A 14804-nucleotide genomic window follows, 5' to 3' on the forward strand; every position below is an offset into this window, starting at 1 on the left:
CATGAAGCCCGACTTTGAGCAGTTCAAGGACATTCCTGGCACGACCATCTTCACGATTGAGTCAGCCCGTGAAGGTTTTCACCTCAACCAGTTCTGCATGAGCCTGCGTGATGCCAAGAACCGTGAGCGTTTCCTCGCTGACGGTCCTGCTTATCTCGCTGAATGGGACATGACTGACGAGCAGAAGCAGGCTGTTATTGACCGCGATTTTCAGCGCATGCTGGACCTCGGAGGCAACGTCTACTTCCTCTCTAAGATTTTTGCTGCAGAAGGCCTCTCCTATGTTCAGGCCGTCAGCACCATGACAGATATGAACACTGAGGAATATCAGCAAATGATGATTAACGGCGGCCGCAACATCGAAGGCTGGCGCTCAAAGAAGGAACGAGGCGAAGCATAATGGCGAAGATTGTTGCGGGTATTGCAACCAGTCACGTTCCTGCAGTGGGTCACGCTTTGGACTCCGGCAAGACGCAGGACGCCTACTGGAAGCCCATGTTCGATGGCTACGAATTCTCCAAGCAGTGGGCAAAAGACAACCCCGCAGATGTCGCCATCATCGTTTACAACGACCACGCGTCCTACTTCGGCATGGAAATCATGCCCACCTTCGCACTCGGCATCGCAGACAGCTTCGCCATCTGCGACGAGGGCTATGGCCCACGTCCAGTGCCTGTTGTTGAAGGTGCACCTGAGCTAGCCACCCACCTGGGTGCCTCACTCATCATGGATGACTTCGATATGACCATCCTCAACGTGCTTGAGGTTGACCATGGTCTGACCGTGCCCATGTCTTTGATGTATGGCACGCCTGACAAGTGGCCCACCAAGGTCATTCCGTTGCCTGTCAACGTCGTAATGAACCCGCAGCCCTCTGGTGAGCGCTGCTTGGCGCTCGGTAAGGCCATCAAGCGTGCTGTTGAACAGTTTGAGGGTGACCTCAAGGTCGAGATCTGGGGAACTGGTGGCATGAGCCACCAGATCCAGGGTGCTCGTGCAGGTCTGATTAACCTGCCCTGGGACATCCAGTTCATGGATGACCTGATCAACCAGCCTGAAGTACTCCAATACAAGCCACACCTCGAATACATGATCGAAGCTGGCTCAGAAGGTGTGGAGCTCATTATGTGGCTCATCATGCGCGGTGCTCTCGGTGACCAGGTCAACGAGGTCTACCGTTTCAACCACGTCCCTGCTTCCAACACTTCTGTTGGCCACCTGATTCTCACCCCCAAGGAAGACTAAACATGACTGTCAATATCGCTGTTGTTGGCCTGGGTGCCTTCGGTCAGAAGCACTTAGATGCATTGGCCAACATTCCTGATGCCAACATCAAATACGTTGCTCACAGCCGCCAAAACGTGGCCGATGAAATCGCTGAGAAGTATGGCGCAGACAAGGGCTTCGACAGCTACACCGAGCTTTTGGCCCAGCCAGACCTTGATGGTGTGATTCTGGCCACCCCCACACAGATGCACCATGACCAGACCATCGAGGCTCTGCGTGCGGGCAAGCACGTGATGGTGGAAATCCCCATGGCAGATAACTTGCGTGGCGTTCAGGACATCGTGGACGTGCAGAAGGAAACCGGTTTGATTGCCATGGCTGGTCACACCCGCCGTTTCAACCCTTCTCACCAGTACGTTCACAACAAGATCACTGCCGGTGAATTCAACATCCAGCAGATGGACGTGCAGACCTACTTCTTCCGCCGCACCAACATGAACGCTCTCGGTCAGCCCCGCTCGTGGACTGACCACCTGCTCTGGCACCACGCAGCTCACACAGTGGACCTGTTCCAGTACCAGACCGGTGAAAAGATCGTGAAGGCTAATGCCATCCAGGGACCCAAGCACCCTGAGCTCGGCATTGCGATGGACATGTCCATCCAGCTGGCCACTGAAACGGGAAAGATCTGCACCCTCTCGCTCTCGTTCAACAACGACGGTCCTTTGGGAACCTTCTTCCGCTACATCGGTGACACCGACACCTACATCGCGCGCTATGACGACCTCGTCACCGGCAAGGAAGAAGTCATCGACGTCTCCAACGTGGACGTCTCCATGAACGGTATTGAGCTCCAGGACCGTGAGTTCGTAGCCGCCATCAAGGAAGGCCGTGAGCCCAACGCCAGCGTTGCTCAGGTCCTTCCCTGCTACATCGTGCTCGACGCGCTCCAGCAGCAGCTCGACTACTAGGAACTACCTCTCGCTTCCAGGCACGACAAAGAATCCCCGCACTTGTGCGGGGATTCTTTCTATTAGACCCAGAGAGGTAATTCTTTCCAGTCGACTGGCGCGCCTGTATCTTCGATTGTTCTACCGCTTTGACTCGGAAAGCTTTCTAAAACGGTCGGTAATAATCGAAGATTAGCTCCCTGGGTTTGAAGCGCTAGATGTTGAAGAATTGTCAACATCGCAAAAGTGCTGTCTTTCGTATCTGCAATCGAAGCGAACGTGGCTTGTGACCCATCCCTCGGTAACTTAGGGGTTAGCGAGTAGTAACGGTTGTAAAAACGACCATGATGGGCGCATGTGTTTCGTACGACGTTAAGCGCCCGAAGCCAAGTTTTCAATTGAGGTCCAGTAATTCCGAATGTTTCGGCAACTTTAGCCCTAACAGATGCCGGACTGAAGCTGTAGAGATATGAAAGCCCACCCCAATCCAGGACATCAACAGCTACCCAAATTGGAACTTTGGAATCTCGATTTTCACGGTGGTGAACAATAAAGCTTTCTCGCGAATCTCTAATTTGACGATTGAGCTTCTCAATCCAACGATTGTATTCAGATACTGAATCGATGTTGAGAAGACTGGGCTTCTTGTAAACGAGAGGGTCTATTTCACCAAGCCAATGGCCAAGTAATGCTCGAATATAAGTTTCGACATTCTGAAGTAATGCGAATGTTGCGCTTCTCAGTCTGTTATCGAATTCCCATAATGCTTTGACCTGGTCGAGGTTAGTGCCATTTTGGAAGTTATTGGTCTCATTGCCTTCGCCATTCTTAGCAAGGAAAACGCGAGAGTACCCGCTAAGTGAGTAATAGCCGACTCTCGCCAGAAAGCCCTCGGCAGACTCAGCATCGCCAATTTGCATTCCACGTTCAATGAGAATTTGGGCTAACTCTGAGTACGACTTAAAAGGTTTAGTTTCTGACACATTCATTCCGAATTTTTGTAAAAAGACCGGCCCTGGACTTCTTTTCAGAAGCGGAACCGGTCGTGATAAAAATCATGTTATCACGATGGGCTGACATTCATCCTTTAGGTCGACTGAACGGAATCTTCTTGCCGTGCATGATGCGGCCATGGGTGAACTGGATAGGTGCAATCATGGTGCTGTCATAGCCACTACCTGCCAGTAGTTCAACAACGTCCTGCATTGCCATCTGGTGGCGCTTGAAGTTGTGAGCGGTGTCGTCAATCAGTGCTTGAGCGGCATCGCCGTTGAGGGCAGTGAACTGGTCCTTGATGTCCTGCCATGCCCAGTCTTCAATACCGAGGCTCTCGGCAGCCCACAAAGTGTCCGCAACAACTTCAGCCACACCATTGATCATGAGGGTTCTGATCAGAGTGCGGGCAGCAGCGTCTCCGGGAACAGCGGAAACTACAGAAACATTCGTCCCGAGTGGTGCCAGAACATCAGACAGGGCCTGAGCGCCAGTTCCAGCTGCTTCTAGTGCGCCAGTTGGCGAAAGAGCCACGTCTGCATAAACGCCATTAGCAAACAGGCCAGAGATTCTATTCTTCTGCTCGGGGGTTCCGGCTGAATGATCTGCATAAATTGCTCCCGCTTTCAGCAGGGGAGCAATTTCTTGTGAAGTCTTTTCGGCAAGCTGTGGTGCACTGAAGTTCAGCACCACATCAGCTGCGGCTGCCTCCTCGAGGCTGGTGGCCAGTGGGATGGGAAGGAACTCTGCGGGGGCCAGATCGAAACCCACTACCTCAGCACCTGCACTCTGGAGTGCGACGCCGAGACGTAAGCCAGCGTCGCTGGCTCCGATAACTGCAATACGAGTCATGACTAAACCTCGCGATCCAGTGTCTTCATTTGCGCATCAGAATGGTGTCCGCCAATGGGCTGTGTCACCTTGTCGAGTCGTGCAACTTGTTCAGAGGTAAGCACCACGTCGACCGAGGCAATGTCTTCCTCGAGGTGGCTGATGCGCACAGTTCCAGGAATCGGAGACCAGTCGGCACCCTTGGCGAGGAGCCAAGCCAGTGCCAACTGTGCTGGGGTGCAGCCCACTTCGGAAGCAATGGTCTCAACTTCTCGCAAGATATCGAGGTTCTTCTCGAAAGCGTCGGGCTGGAAGCGAGGGTTGGTCAGGCGCCAGTCATCGTCATCAAATTTGTCGAGTGTGGTGATCTTGCCACTGAGCATGCCTCGGCTGAGTGGCGAATAGGGAACAAAGCCAATACCGAGTTCTGCAAGCAGGTCCAGAGTCCCATCTTCGCCGTCTCTGGTCCACAGGGAATATTCCGACTGCAGAGCAGTGATGGGGTGGACTGCGTTTGCCTTGCGAATGTTGGCTTGACCAGCTTCGGAGAGGCCAATGTGGCCTATCTTGCCTTCGTCGATGAGTTCCTTGAGTGTGCCAATGACGTCTTCGATGGGCACATTCTTGTCAATGCGGTGTTGGTAGTAGAGATCGATGTAGTCCATGTCGAGACGCTTAAGTGACTGTTCAACTGCGTATCGAATGTTGGCGGGGGTGCTGTCAAAGCCAAGCTTGCGTTCAGTACCCTCGCCGGTCATCATGCCGAACTTGGTTGCCACGACAACGTCGTCACGGCGACCCTTCAAAGCTTTACCCACAAGGATTTCATTCTTCATGGGGCCATAAATCTCAGCTGTGTCGAAGAACGTCACTCCGAGCTCGAGAGCGCGGTGAATGGTGGCGATGTGAACCTCATCGGGCTGGTCCTTACCCGTGAAGAGGTGAGACATGCCCATGCAGCCGAGACCAATACGAGAGACGGTGAGGTCGCGGAGGTTGGTGTATTTCATGAGAATCCTGAGTCTTAGGGGTGAGTCATCGACAGCACATCAAGTGCAGTGTCGAGCTGTTCAAGGGTGAGCTTCTTGCCATCGACGTAACCCAGCTCAATGGTGGCTTCTCGGATGGTCTTGCCGGTGGCGACCGCATGCTTGGCAATCTTGGCGGCAGCTTCGTAGCCAATGTATTTGTTGAGCGGCGTCACGATGGACGGGCTGGACTCTGCCATGGCACGAGCCCGCTTCACATTTGCTTCAAGACCGTTGATGGTCTTGTCGGCCAGGATGCGCGAAGACGAGGAAAGCAAGCGGATGGACTCCAGCACGGAGCTGCCCATCACAGGGATCGCCACGTTGAGCTCGAACAAACCAGAAGCTCCACCCATCACCACAGCAGCATCGTTGCCGATGACCTTCATGCAGACCATGAGGACAGCTTCAGGAACAACAGGGTTGACCTTGCCGGGCATAATCGATGAACCTGGCTGCAGGTCCGGGATGTGAATCTCTGCCAAGCCCGTGTTGGGGCCAGAACCCATCCAGCGAATGTCATTACAGATCTTGGTGAGTGACACCGCGATGGTGCGCAGGACACCCGATGCTTCAACCAAACCATCCCGGTTGGCCTGCGCCTCAAAGTGGTCGCGGGCTTCAGTGATGGGCAGCTTGGTTTCTTTAGCCAGCTTCTTGATCACGAGTTGGGGGAATCCCTTGGGGGTGTTGATTCCTGTTCCCACGGCCGTGCCACCCAGAGGAACCTCGGCAATACGAGGCAATGCAGCCTTGATGCGTTCAATACCGAGACGAATCTGGGCTGCATAGCCACCGAATTCCTGACCCAGGGTGACCGGGGTGGCATCCATGAGGTGGGTGCGACCGGACTTCACCACGGTGGCCCACTTCTTCGCCTTCTTCTCGAGTGATTTCGCGAGATAGTCGAGAGAAGGAATGAGATCTTTCAGTAGCGCACTGGTCACAGCCACGTGAACAGAGGTGGGGAACACGTCGTTCGAGGACTGTGAGCAGTTCACGTGGTCGTTGGGGTGAACGGGTTTCTTGAGCTTGCCTGAGGCGAGGGTGGCCAACACCTCGTTCATGTTCATGTTCGAGCTGGTGCCTGAACCTGTTTGATAGATATCAATGGGGAACTGGTCGTCATACTTACCCGTAATGACCTGATCTGCAGCCCAGGCGATGGAGTCCGCAATCTTCTGATTGAGAACACCCAGCTCTGCATTAGCGAGAGCCGCCGACTTCTTGATTTGGGCTAGTGCAGCGATATGGGCAGGCTCAAGAGTTGTTCCCGAAATGGGGAAGTTCTCGACTGCGCGCTGGGTTTGAGCGCCGTAGAGCGCGTTGATAGGCACCAGCACCTCACCCATCGTGTCGTGCTCAATGCGGAAATCTGTGTTCTGAGCCATGAGCGTCCTTGCTGTGGTGGTGAGATGGAGCGAAGGTTCTTAGATGCCGATGTCGCCGACCACGACGTCAGGCTGCACACGACCCTGACCGAGTCGGTAGTTCGCGCCCACGATGGCGAGGTTTCCCTCGGCAATGGCCTGTGTGATGAGTTCTGAACTTTCCATGAGCTCCGCGATGGTGTCGCGCAGGTGTTCGCGACCAACCTCGAGAGCATCAACTGCTTGGGGATCTAGCGAGCCATCAGGTGCAAAGAGTCCTGCTTTGCCCGCAACGCGTCGGATGGCCGGAACGATGCGAGAAACAAGGGATTCAATGTGGGGTGGAAGCGGATTGGCATCCGGTCCCAACATGTTGATGGCACCGTTGACCGCACCACAGTTGTCGTGACCGAGGACAACGATGAGGGGAACCTCTAGAACGCTGACGGCATATTCCAACGAACCAACCACTGAATCAGAGATGATCTGACCTGCGTTACGAACCACGAACAGGTCGCCGAGTCCCTTATCGAAGATGATTTCAGCAGCGAGACGGGAGTCAGAGCATCCAAAAAGTGCTGACATGGGGCGCTGGGCGGCTACGAGTTCTGCGCGACGGTCAACGTCCTGACGAGGGTGAGCGGGAGCGCCTGTAACGAAGCGTTCGTTACCACGGGTCATCTCTTCCCAGGCCTTAGCGGGGGTGGTCTTGGTCATTGCGCGCTCCTCAGGTCTGCCGTGATCGAAGTAGCTAGTTGGAGAAATTCTGCGTTGTCTGCGGTGCCAAAGAGAACAACAGTCGAACGCCCAGAAGAAGTTACCAATGCATACTGGACGTTTCCTGCGTCATTCATGGAGCGATTGTCATACTCGGTCCAGACCTGGCCATCAATGGTGATTTCACCGGTGGCGGGGTAATCCTTAAGTTCGTTCGAAACCCAGGTTTCGTTCGCGTCGAAAGCTTCGTTGAACGCAATGAACTTATCGCTGGGGGTAATGAAGCCGATATACCAGCTGGTGACCTGACCGTTGGTGGCGTTACGCAGCTCCGCTGCGTTCGCACGCCACTGCTCAGGCATGGCGGGAACCAGAAGTTCTTCACCCAGAGATTTTGAGGCGATCTCAGACTGTGAAACGTAGTCGACTTGCCAGTTGGGTTCACCCTCTGCGCGGGGGACCGCGAAGTAAATCACTGCGACCAAACCAACCGTCACCAAAAGTGAATAGACCAGGTTGTTGATGGTCTTGCGAGATTTATAGAGCCTGGAGTTTTCTGCCCTGCGAGCAGCAGTTTCTGCTGGTGTCTCAGGACGACCTAGCTCGGCAACAATCTTGGGCTTTTTGCTCATTCGGCGGCAGCGCCTGTGTCTAGTCCGGCACGCGCAGCGTTAAGGCGCTCTTTGGCGCCAACAAGCCATTCTTCACAGCGCTTGGCTAGTGCTTCGCCACGTTCCCAGAGAGCCAGAGTCTCTTCCAGAGTGGGGCTTCCCTGCTCTAGCTGAGAAACAACAGCAACGAGTTCATTACGTGCGTCTTCGTAGCTGAGCTTCGAGACATCTACTGGTGCTGCCATAGTTACGATTCTACCTTCCGTGGACCGGCCGAAACCGCGTCGATAGTGCCCTTCGCGAGGGTGAGAGCAAATTCTGTTTTCGCAGGCGCATCCTTGGCGGAGCGTGCAACCTTGCCATTTGGCAATACAGCAATCGCATAGCCTCGATCGAGGGTCTGCTGGGGTGAGAGCGCTCGCAGTTGGGTCTTCAGCGACAAGGTTTCCTGAGCTGCGTTGTGCAGGGCGCGTTCAACCAGGTCAGAGCCTCGTTGAACGTTCCGCACGATCTCTTCAGCACGAGTTGTGATGATCCAGTCCGCATCTGCCAGGACGGGCCTTGAACGCAATGTCTCGAGGCGGTCGAGCTCGCCGGTGAGGAATGACGTCACGCGGTTGTTGATGCGACTGCGCGCATCGGCAACGCGTGCCAACTCTTCTCCCACATCAGGGACTACTCGCTTGGCGGCATCGGTCGGCGTGGAGGCACGAAGGTCGGCCACGTTATCCAGAAGCGGTGCATCGGCCTCATGGCCGATGGCACTGACCAGGGGAGTGACACAGGCTGCGGCAACGCGAACCAGCTTTTCATCGCTGAAGGGGAGCAGGTTCTGGAAGTCACCACCACCACGGGCCACGATGATGACATCCACTTCAGGGTCTGCATCGAGCTTCTGAATAGCGGCAATGACCTCTGGGACGGTTTGGTCCCCCTGCACCTTGGTGTGGATGACCTTGAACTCAACCTGAGGCCAGCGCAAATGCGCGTTCTTGAGAACGTCCTTCTCGGCGTCCGAGTCTTGCCCGGTAATCAGACCAATGCACTGGGGGAGGAACGGGAGCGGAACCTTGCGATCCGCATCGAAGAGACCTTCTTTGGCGAGCTGCGCGCGCAAGCGCTCCAGTTTCTCAAGAAGGTCACCCAGACCAACATGACGCAGCTCCAAGATGTTGAGGCCAAGGTTTCCGTTCTTCTTCCAGAAGTCGACCTTTACCAGCGCGATGACGCGGTCACCCTGCTTGATGTCATCTGGCATCTTGGTGCGGGCATTGGACCAGATAGTGAAGCCCATGGTGGAGTCTTCAGTGAGGTCTTTGAGCTTGCCAAAGATGCCAGAGGAGCGTTGATCCCACTGAGTAATTTCACCCTCAACCCAGACCAAACCGAGGCGATCTAGATACGCCTTGAGCTTGCTGGTGAGGGCAGCAATGGGCCACGGATCTTCCGGGGTCGATGCCTCTTCACTCATACCTTCTACGGTAGTCGAGACTCCGGACAAACCTCACCTTCAGTCGCCTACACTTGAAGCTGTGAGCGCAACGAATATTGGTCTGGGCATGCCCCGCGTCCCCCGCCCCAAGATGACTCTGGTGGAACTTCCTTCCCCCGAGCCCAAGCGCGTCCTTCTCGCTTCTCCTCGCGGCTACTGCGCTGGTGTTGACCGCGCGGTCATCACCGTGGAAAAGGCTCTCGAGTCTTTTGGTGCACCTGTGTATGTGCGCAAGGAAATTGTTCACAACAAGCACGTCGTGACCACCCTCGAAGAAGCAGGTGCGATCTTCGTCGACGAGGTTGACGAAGTCCCCGAAGGTTCACACCTCGTTTTCTCTGCTCACGGTGTTTCACCAGCGGTGGTGGCCGAAGCTGAAGCTCGCAACATGCAGGCCATCGATGCCACCTGTCCGCTGGTGACCAAGGTTCACCGTGAAGCCGTGCGTTTTGCTCGTGACGACTTTGAAATTTTGCTCATTGGGCACGAAGGCCACGAAGAAGTCGAAGGAACCGCGGGCGAAGCCCCGGACCACGTCACCATCGTGGATGGTCCTCACGCCGTTCCTCACATCGAGGTCAAGGACCCCAACAAGGTTGTCTGGTTGTCTCAGACCACGCTCAGCGTGGACGAGACCATGGAAACCGTTCGCCTGCTGCGTGAGCGCTTCCCCAACCTGCAAGATCCCCCCAGCGATGACATTTGCTATGCCACTCAGAACCGCCAGGTTGCTATCAAGAAGGTCGCTGCTGATTCGGATCTCGTGATTGTGGTCGGATCTGCGAACTCCTCGAACTCGGTGCGCTTGGTTGAAGTTGCCCTCGAATACGGCGCCAAGGCTTCTTACCGCGTGGATTTCGCTGATGAAATCAAGCAGGAATGGTTCGAAGGCGTCTCTTCGGTTGGAGTCACCAGCGGCGCTTCTGTTCCGGAAGAACTCGTTCAGGACGTGCTTGAAGTACTTGCTTCTGGTGGATTCACGGACATCCAAGAAGTGAAGACCGCTGAAGAAGACCTCATCTTCTCGCTGCCGAAAGAACTGCGCCCGAAGCGCGCTTCTTAGTAAGAAGTCGGAGCTTTTGTTCCCAGGCTCAACACCTTGGCTCCGGGACGATCGGCTTCATCGAGGTTGCGATATTCACGCGGAGTCATGCCGACTTCAGTTAAGAACTGCTTGTTGAAATTTGCCAAGTTGGTATAGCCGGAGTCTTCCGCTATGGCAGAGACAGCCTTGTCTGTCTGTTCGAGCAGGCGACAGGCGTGGGCAATTCTAAGCTTTTTCACCATGTCACTAAAAGTCAGGCCGCTGACTTTGCGGAAGTATTTCGAAAAAGTTGGCTCTGACATTGAAGCAAGTCGCGCCGCCTCAGACATGCGGATATTCGAACGCAAGTTCTCGAAGATGTAGGCGATGCCGGCATCTGCTGCTGTTGCTTCGTCGCGGCTACTGGGTTCGGTATACCACTCGTTAGCGATGAGTTCTTTTTCCTCCGAGGGGGCGTTTGCCATCAAAGCCAAGATATTCATGAGGTGTGCGATGCGGGCAATGCCCTCGGTCTCACCCACAGCTTCAATCTCTACGGCAGCCTTTTCGGCGGTTTCGCCCTTGAAGAGAATTCCGCGGCTGGACTCTTGCAACAGATGGCGGGTGTCGGCAATTTCGGGGATGGTTTCGGCGCACTTTGCAAGCCATTCACGTTCGAATTGGATCACTGCATCACGATTGCGGATGACTTGGCCAGGTTCAAGGTCACTCATCCAGTCGTGGGGGAGACCTGATCCCATCAAATAAACCTGACCAGCGGTGAAGGCGCCAACCGTATCTCCGATGATGAAGCTTCCTGTGCCCTCACGGATGAGGTGGATTTCAAACTCTGGGTGATATTGCCAGCGAGCAATTTCGCTGGGGTAGTCATGATTGAGGAATCGAAAAGACTCGTTTGGCTGACGCGGTATGACTTCGCGATAAGGGCTGAGGGTGAGGATTTCCTCAGCGATTGTGGCTGGACGAGTGTCTCCAGAAAGTAACGGTTTTATAACACGCTCACTCAAGGGGGCCTCCATTGGCTTCTCGTTGACAACCAATCTACCCCCGTTTTGCCCAGTAAACAAGCGGAAGTTCGACGGTGCGCTGTGGGGGCATAGCTGGGGTGCAAAAAAGCATTAGTTCGTTTTGGCAAAAAAGTATCAGAAGTCCATGTCAGTGGGGGTGGATTTCGGTTTGCGTTCAGCTCTTTGTTACGTACATTCAAGACAGGAAAATTTGTCTTCACTCTTTCACTTCTTTGGTGTGATGGCTTCCAACTCTCTCCCTTTCGGGGTGAAGGCAACTTTTCTTAGCCGGGACGGTCCGGCGAACACCAAGTAAGTAATAAGCAACGACAACAAAGGAGTATCAATGCTTTTGACTAAAAAGCGTGCACTTGCTTTGAGCGCGATCCTCGCCACCTCGGCACTCGCACTCACAGGCTGTTCAGGTGCTGGTGGAGCTAAGCAGGACGTCACTCTGACGCTCGCAACTGTAAGCAACCCACAGATGAAGGACATGGAAGAGCTCAAGGGCGAATTCGAGTCTGCTAACCCAAGCATCAAGGTTAACTTCGTTCAGATGGAAGAGGGCGACCTTCGTGCCGCTGTCACCGCTGACGTCGCTTCCGGTGCTGGTCAGTACGACATCGTCACCGTTGGTGCATACGAAGTTCCACAGTGGGGCGCAAACGGCTGGCTGCAGGACCTCACTCCTGCGCTCAAGGCTGACGCGACTTATGACGTAGAGGACATTCTTCCTCCCGTTCGTGACGCTCTCTCGGTAGATGGCAAGCAGTACGCAGTGCCTTTCTACGGTGAGTCCTCCATCCTGATGTATAACAAGGAAATGCTTGCTGCTGCAGGCGTAACCATCTCTAACAACCCAACCTGGCAGGAAGTTGCAACCGCAGCTCAGGCTGTCAAGGATCAGGGCATCGCTGACTCGGGCATCTGCCTCCGCGGCAAGCCCGGCTGGGGTGACCTGTTCGCTCCACTGACCACTGTCGTCCAGACCTTCGGTGGTTCTTGGTATGACATGGACTGGAACGCACAAGTTAACTCTCCTGAGTTCACCGAGGCAGTTACCTTCTACAAGGACCTCCTCGCAAACGCAGGTCAGGCTGACCCTGTTTCCTACTCGTTCACTGAGTGCCTGAACCTCCTCCAGGAGGGTAAGACCGCTATGTGGTACGACGCATCTGTAGCTGCATCGATCCTCGAGGACGCTAAGACCTCGAAGGTTGCCGGCAAGATGGGTTACGCTCACGCTCCTACCTACAAGACCGCTGAGTCCGGATGGCTTTGGTCGTGGAACCTCGCAGTTCCCGAGTCCTCCAAGAACAAGGAAGCTGCAGACAAGTTCGTTCTGTGGGCAACTTCTAAGGACTACCAGCAGCTCGTTGGTAAGACTCTCGGCTGGACCCGCGTACCTCCAGGGGCTCGTATCTCAACCTACGAAATCCCTGAGTACAAGGAAGCTGCTGCTGCATTCGCGCCCATTACCCTTGAGGTCATGAGCTCGGTCAACCCATCGCAGCCTGGTGTTAACCCACAGCCATGGGTTGGTATCCAGTACGTAACCATTCCTGAGTTCCAGGATGTTGGAAACCAGGTTGCTCAGCTTGTAGCTGACGCAATCGCAGGCCGCATCTCGGTCGCTGACGCTCTGAACAAGGGCCAGGAGATCGCTCAGAAGGCTGGAGACGCGCACAAGAAGTAATACTTCTTAGGCAACTCAGCCCGGGGTCGGTCTACTTGTAGGCCGGCCCTGGGTTCCCACCACTCAACGACGAGAAAGAAAATCCATGACGACCATCGTTCAGAAGCCAGGCGCACAAGCAGTGCCACCGGTTGGACAAGCAGAGAAGAAGAAAGTTCGACTTTCGCGTTCGCTCATCCTCCCCGCACTGATCTTCGCCTTGGTCCTGACCCAGATCCCCTTCTTGGTCACGATCTACTTCTCGATGCTCAATTGGAACCAGCTCTACCCCAACGAGGTTGGCTTCAACTGGTTCGCCAACTACGTGACGGTGTTCACTGGCCCAGACTTCCTCTCTTCCCTTGGCGCAACAGTGCTCATTACAGGATCCTCTGTCGTCCTGTCACTGTTGTTTGGTCTGGGATTCGCCATTCTTCTCGACCGCAAATTCCCCGGTCAGGCAATTGCCCGCACACTTCTCATTACCCCCTTCTTGATCATGCCTGCCGCGGCAGCGCTGATCTGGAAGTGGTCCATGCTGGATGCCAACGTCGGTATGGTCAACTTCGCGTTGACAACCCTCGGCCTTCCTCCAGTGGCATGGAACACAGATCTTCCTGCCGTCACCATCATCATGCTGTTGACCTGGCAGTTCACCCCCTTCATGATGCTGATTCTGTTGGCTGGTCTGCAGAGCCAGAGTAAAGATGTCCTCGAAGCAGCTTCAGTTGATGGCTCAGGCCCCATTCGCACCTTCCAGTGGATTACCTTGCCCCACATGCGCCAATACATCGAGATTGCAACCCTGTTGGGCTCCATCATGTTGCTTCAAGTCTTCGACCCCATTGCGATTATGACTAAGGGAACAGGTGGAACAAAGACGCTGTCCTACCTGCTCTATGAACGCGCTTTTATTGGTCTAGATGTGGGCCAGGCGGCTGCCTTCGGTGTTGTTACCGTGTTCATCACGATTCTTGTTGCCACAATCGCCCTTCGAACTCTGTTCAAGGTATTCATGAACGGAGGAGACCGCTGATGCGTCGTTTCAAGAGTGGGCTGACTACCACCATCACCTGGATCTTGGTCCTGCTGTTCTTCTTCCCCATTGCGTGGATGTTTATGACGGCATTCAAGTCTGAAGCTGATGCAGCATCGATTCCGCCGAAGTTCTTTTTCACGCCCACACTGGATCAGTTTCAGATTGTGTTTGACCGTGGCATGGGTTCCTTCCTTCTGAACTCCTTTACTTCCAGCATCGCTTCGACACTCATTGTCTTGTTACTAGCTATCCCCGCGGCATATGCCTTGAGTATTCGCCCGGTGAAAAAGGTTCAAGACTCCCTGTTCTTCTTTATCTCCACACGCTTCATGCCTGTGGCAGCATCGATTCTTCCTATCTTCTTTATTCTGAAGTTCATGGGTCTGCTGGATAACATCACAGCTCTCACCTTCCTCTATGCCGCAATGAACCTCCCCATTGCTGTCTGGATGATGCGTTCCTTCTTCAATGAAGTACCCATGGAAATAATTGAAGCGGCACAGATTGATGGTGCGAACTTCCGCACTGAGTTGGTTAAGGTTGTCTTGCCCATCGTGGTCCCCGGTATTGCGGCAGTGGCCCTGATTTGTTTCATCTTCTCCTGGAACGAATACTTCATGGCACTGCTGTTGACCACGGACACTGCTCGCACAACCCCACCATTCTTGGCCAGCTTCGTAGATGGTCGCGGACAGTTCCTCGCTGTTCTTTCCGCGGCTTCCACCATCGCTGTTCTCCCCGTGATCATCGCTGGATGGGCTGCTCAAAAGCAGCTCGTTCGCGGTCTTGCTATGGGCGCTGTGAAGTAACACGAGACTA

Annotated in this window: 16 protein-coding genes; 7 read left to right on the top strand and 9 right to left on the bottom strand. The window is 54.5% G+C overall.

The window, feature by feature from the left end; genetic code table 11:
* Position 1: 1 nt before the first annotated feature.
* Genes ligA through M2118_RS01170 form a run of 3 tightly spaced genes read left to right on the top strand, consistent with a single transcriptional unit; the run spans position 2 to position 2198 of the window.
* Entirely contained in the window at positions 2-400 is a 399-nt protein-coding gene (gene ligA / locus M2118_RS01160) for a protocatechuate 4,5-dioxygenase subunit alpha (protein WP_280794130.1), read from the top strand.
* Positions 400-1245 (top strand): class III extradiol dioxygenase subunit beta, encoded by an 846-nt coding sequence (locus M2118_RS01165; protein ID WP_280794131.1) that lies wholly within the window; start codon positions 400-402, stop codon positions 1243-1245. The genes ligA and M2118_RS01165 overlap by 1 nt, the downstream gene beginning before the upstream one ends.
* A 2-nt stretch (positions 1246-1247) precedes the next feature.
* Complete coding sequence (locus M2118_RS01170; RefSeq protein ID WP_280794132.1) at positions 1248-2198, top strand: Gfo/Idh/MocA family oxidoreductase; 951 nt, start codon at positions 1248-1250, stop codon at positions 2196-2198.
* Positions 2199-2260: 62 nt separating this feature from the next.
* Here M2118_RS01170 and M2118_RS01175 read toward each other — a convergent pair whose 3' ends face one another.
* The 8 genes from M2118_RS01175 to xseA form a co-directional block, all read right to left on the bottom strand.
* Positions 2261-3166, bottom strand: a complete 906-nt coding sequence (locus M2118_RS01175; RefSeq protein ID WP_280794133.1) for an Abi family protein — start codon at positions 3164-3166, stop codon at positions 2261-2263.
* Positions 3167-3257: 91 nt separating this feature from the next.
* On the bottom strand, positions 3258-4022 hold the full coding sequence (locus tag M2118_RS01180; protein ID WP_280794134.1) for an NAD(P)-binding domain-containing protein: 765 nt from the start codon (positions 4020-4022) through the stop codon (positions 3258-3260).
* A gap of 2 nt (positions 4023-4024) precedes the next feature.
* Positions 4025-5011, bottom strand: a complete 987-nt coding sequence (locus tag M2118_RS01185) for an aldo/keto reductase (protein ID WP_280794135.1) — start codon at positions 5009-5011, stop codon at positions 4025-4027.
* A 14-nt stretch (positions 5012-5025) separates the two neighbouring features.
* On the bottom strand, positions 5026-6420 hold the full coding sequence (locus M2118_RS01190) for a class II fumarate hydratase (RefSeq protein ID WP_280794136.1): 1395 nt from the start codon (positions 6418-6420) through the stop codon (positions 5026-5028).
* A 39-nt stretch (positions 6421-6459) separates the two neighbouring features.
* The gene (locus M2118_RS01195; protein WP_280794137.1) at positions 6460-7116 is read right to left on the bottom strand and encodes a carbonic anhydrase; all 657 of its coding nucleotides are present in this window, start codon (positions 7114-7116) and stop codon (positions 6460-6462) included.
* Entirely contained in the window at positions 7113-7748 is a 636-nt protein-coding gene (locus tag M2118_RS01200) for a DUF4245 domain-containing protein (RefSeq protein WP_280794138.1), read from the bottom strand. Before M2118_RS01200 ends, M2118_RS01195 begins: the two co-directional genes overlap by 4 nt.
* Positions 7745-7972 (bottom strand): exodeoxyribonuclease VII small subunit, encoded by a 228-nt coding sequence (locus M2118_RS01205; protein ID WP_280794139.1) that lies wholly within the window; start codon positions 7970-7972, stop codon positions 7745-7747. Before M2118_RS01205 ends, M2118_RS01200 begins: the two co-directional genes overlap by 4 nt.
* Positions 7973-7974: 2 nt before the next feature.
* Entirely contained in the window at positions 7975-9198 is a 1224-nt protein-coding gene (gene xseA / locus M2118_RS01210) for an exodeoxyribonuclease VII large subunit (RefSeq protein ID WP_280794140.1), read from the bottom strand.
* A gap of 88 nt (positions 9199-9286) precedes the next feature.
* On the opposite strand from xseA, the gene M2118_RS01215 reads away from it, so the two are divergent.
* Positions 9287-10282 carry a 4-hydroxy-3-methylbut-2-enyl diphosphate reductase gene (locus tag M2118_RS01215; RefSeq protein WP_280794384.1) on the top strand — a complete coding sequence of 332 codons (996 nt, stop codon included), beginning with the start codon at positions 9287-9289 and terminating at the stop codon, positions 10280-10282.
* Here M2118_RS01215 and M2118_RS01220 read toward each other — a convergent pair.
* Positions 10279-11271, bottom strand: a complete 993-nt coding sequence (locus M2118_RS01220; RefSeq protein ID WP_280794141.1) for an AraC family transcriptional regulator — start codon at positions 11269-11271, stop codon at positions 10279-10281. The two genes, M2118_RS01215 and M2118_RS01220, sit on opposite strands and share 4 nt — an antisense overlap.
* Before the next feature lie 346 nt (positions 11272-11617).
* Between M2118_RS01220 and M2118_RS01225 the strand changes: the two genes are divergently transcribed.
* From M2118_RS01225 to M2118_RS01235, 3 genes are all read left to right on the top strand, one after another.
* Positions 11618-12967 carry an ABC transporter substrate-binding protein gene (locus M2118_RS01225; protein ID WP_280794142.1) on the top strand — a complete coding sequence of 450 codons (1350 nt, stop codon included), beginning with the start codon at positions 11618-11620 and terminating at the stop codon, positions 12965-12967.
* 85 nt (positions 12968-13052) lie between these two features.
* A complete protein-coding gene (locus M2118_RS01230; protein WP_280794143.1) occupies positions 13053-13982 on the top strand; it encodes a carbohydrate ABC transporter permease in 930 nt (309 codons plus the stop codon).
* Positions 13982-14794, top strand: coding sequence for a carbohydrate ABC transporter permease (locus M2118_RS01235; RefSeq protein ID WP_280794144.1), 813 nt, complete (start codon positions 13982-13984; stop codon positions 14792-14794). The genes M2118_RS01230 and M2118_RS01235 overlap by 1 nt, the downstream gene beginning before the upstream one ends.
* Positions 14795-14804 lie beyond the last annotated feature (10 nt).

Origin of the sequence: Aurantimicrobium minutum, assembly GCF_029892845.1 — a bacterium.
Classification (GTDB): Bacteria; Actinomycetota; Actinomycetes; order Actinomycetales; family Microbacteriaceae; genus Aurantimicrobium; species Aurantimicrobium minutum_B.

Excerpts from the sequence above, each read along its gene's own strand:
- ligA (WP_280794130.1), top strand. The coding sequence starts at position 2 with ATGAAGCCCGACTTTGAGCAGTTCAAGGACATTCCTGGCACGACCATC.
- M2118_RS01165 (WP_280794131.1), top strand. The coding sequence starts at position 400 with ATGGCGAAGATTGTTGCGGGTATTGCAACCAGTCACGTTCCTGCAGTG.
- M2118_RS01170 (WP_280794132.1), top strand. The coding sequence starts at position 1,248 with ATGACTGTCAATATCGCTGTTGTTGGCCTGGGTGCCTTCGGTCAGAAG.
- M2118_RS01175 (WP_280794133.1), bottom strand. The coding sequence starts at position 3,166 with ATGAATGTGTCAGAAACTAAACCTTTTAAGTCGTACTCAGAGTTAGCC.
- M2118_RS01180 (WP_280794134.1), bottom strand. The coding sequence starts at position 4,022 with ATGACTCGTATTGCAGTTATCGGAGCCAGCGACGCTGGCTTACGTCTC.
- M2118_RS01185 (WP_280794135.1), bottom strand. The coding sequence starts at position 5,011 with ATGAAATACACCAACCTCCGCGACCTCACCGTCTCTCGTATTGGTCTC.
- M2118_RS01190 (WP_280794136.1), bottom strand. The coding sequence starts at position 6,420 with ATGGCTCAGAACACAGATTTCCGCATTGAGCACGACACGATGGGTGAG.
- M2118_RS01195 (WP_280794137.1), bottom strand. The coding sequence starts at position 7,116 with ATGACCAAGACCACCCCCGCTAAGGCCTGGGAAGAGATGACCCGTGGT.
- M2118_RS01200 (WP_280794138.1), bottom strand. The coding sequence starts at position 7,748 with ATGAGCAAAAAGCCCAAGATTGTTGCCGAGCTAGGTCGTCCTGAGACA.
- M2118_RS01205 (WP_280794139.1), bottom strand. The coding sequence starts at position 7,972 with ATGGCAGCACCAGTAGATGTCTCGAAGCTCAGCTACGAAGACGCACGT.
- xseA (WP_280794140.1), bottom strand. The coding sequence starts at position 9,198 with ATGAGTGAAGAGGCATCGACCCCGGAAGATCCGTGGCCCATTGCTGCC.
- M2118_RS01215 (WP_280794384.1), top strand. The coding sequence starts at position 9,287 with ATGCCCCGCGTCCCCCGCCCCAAGATGACTCTGGTGGAACTTCCTTCC.
- M2118_RS01225 (WP_280794142.1), top strand. The coding sequence starts at position 11,618 with ATGCTTTTGACTAAAAAGCGTGCACTTGCTTTGAGCGCGATCCTCGCC.
- M2118_RS01230 (WP_280794143.1), top strand. The coding sequence starts at position 13,053 with ATGACGACCATCGTTCAGAAGCCAGGCGCACAAGCAGTGCCACCGGTT.
- M2118_RS01235 (WP_280794144.1), top strand. The coding sequence starts at position 13,982 with ATGCGTCGTTTCAAGAGTGGGCTGACTACCACCATCACCTGGATCTTG.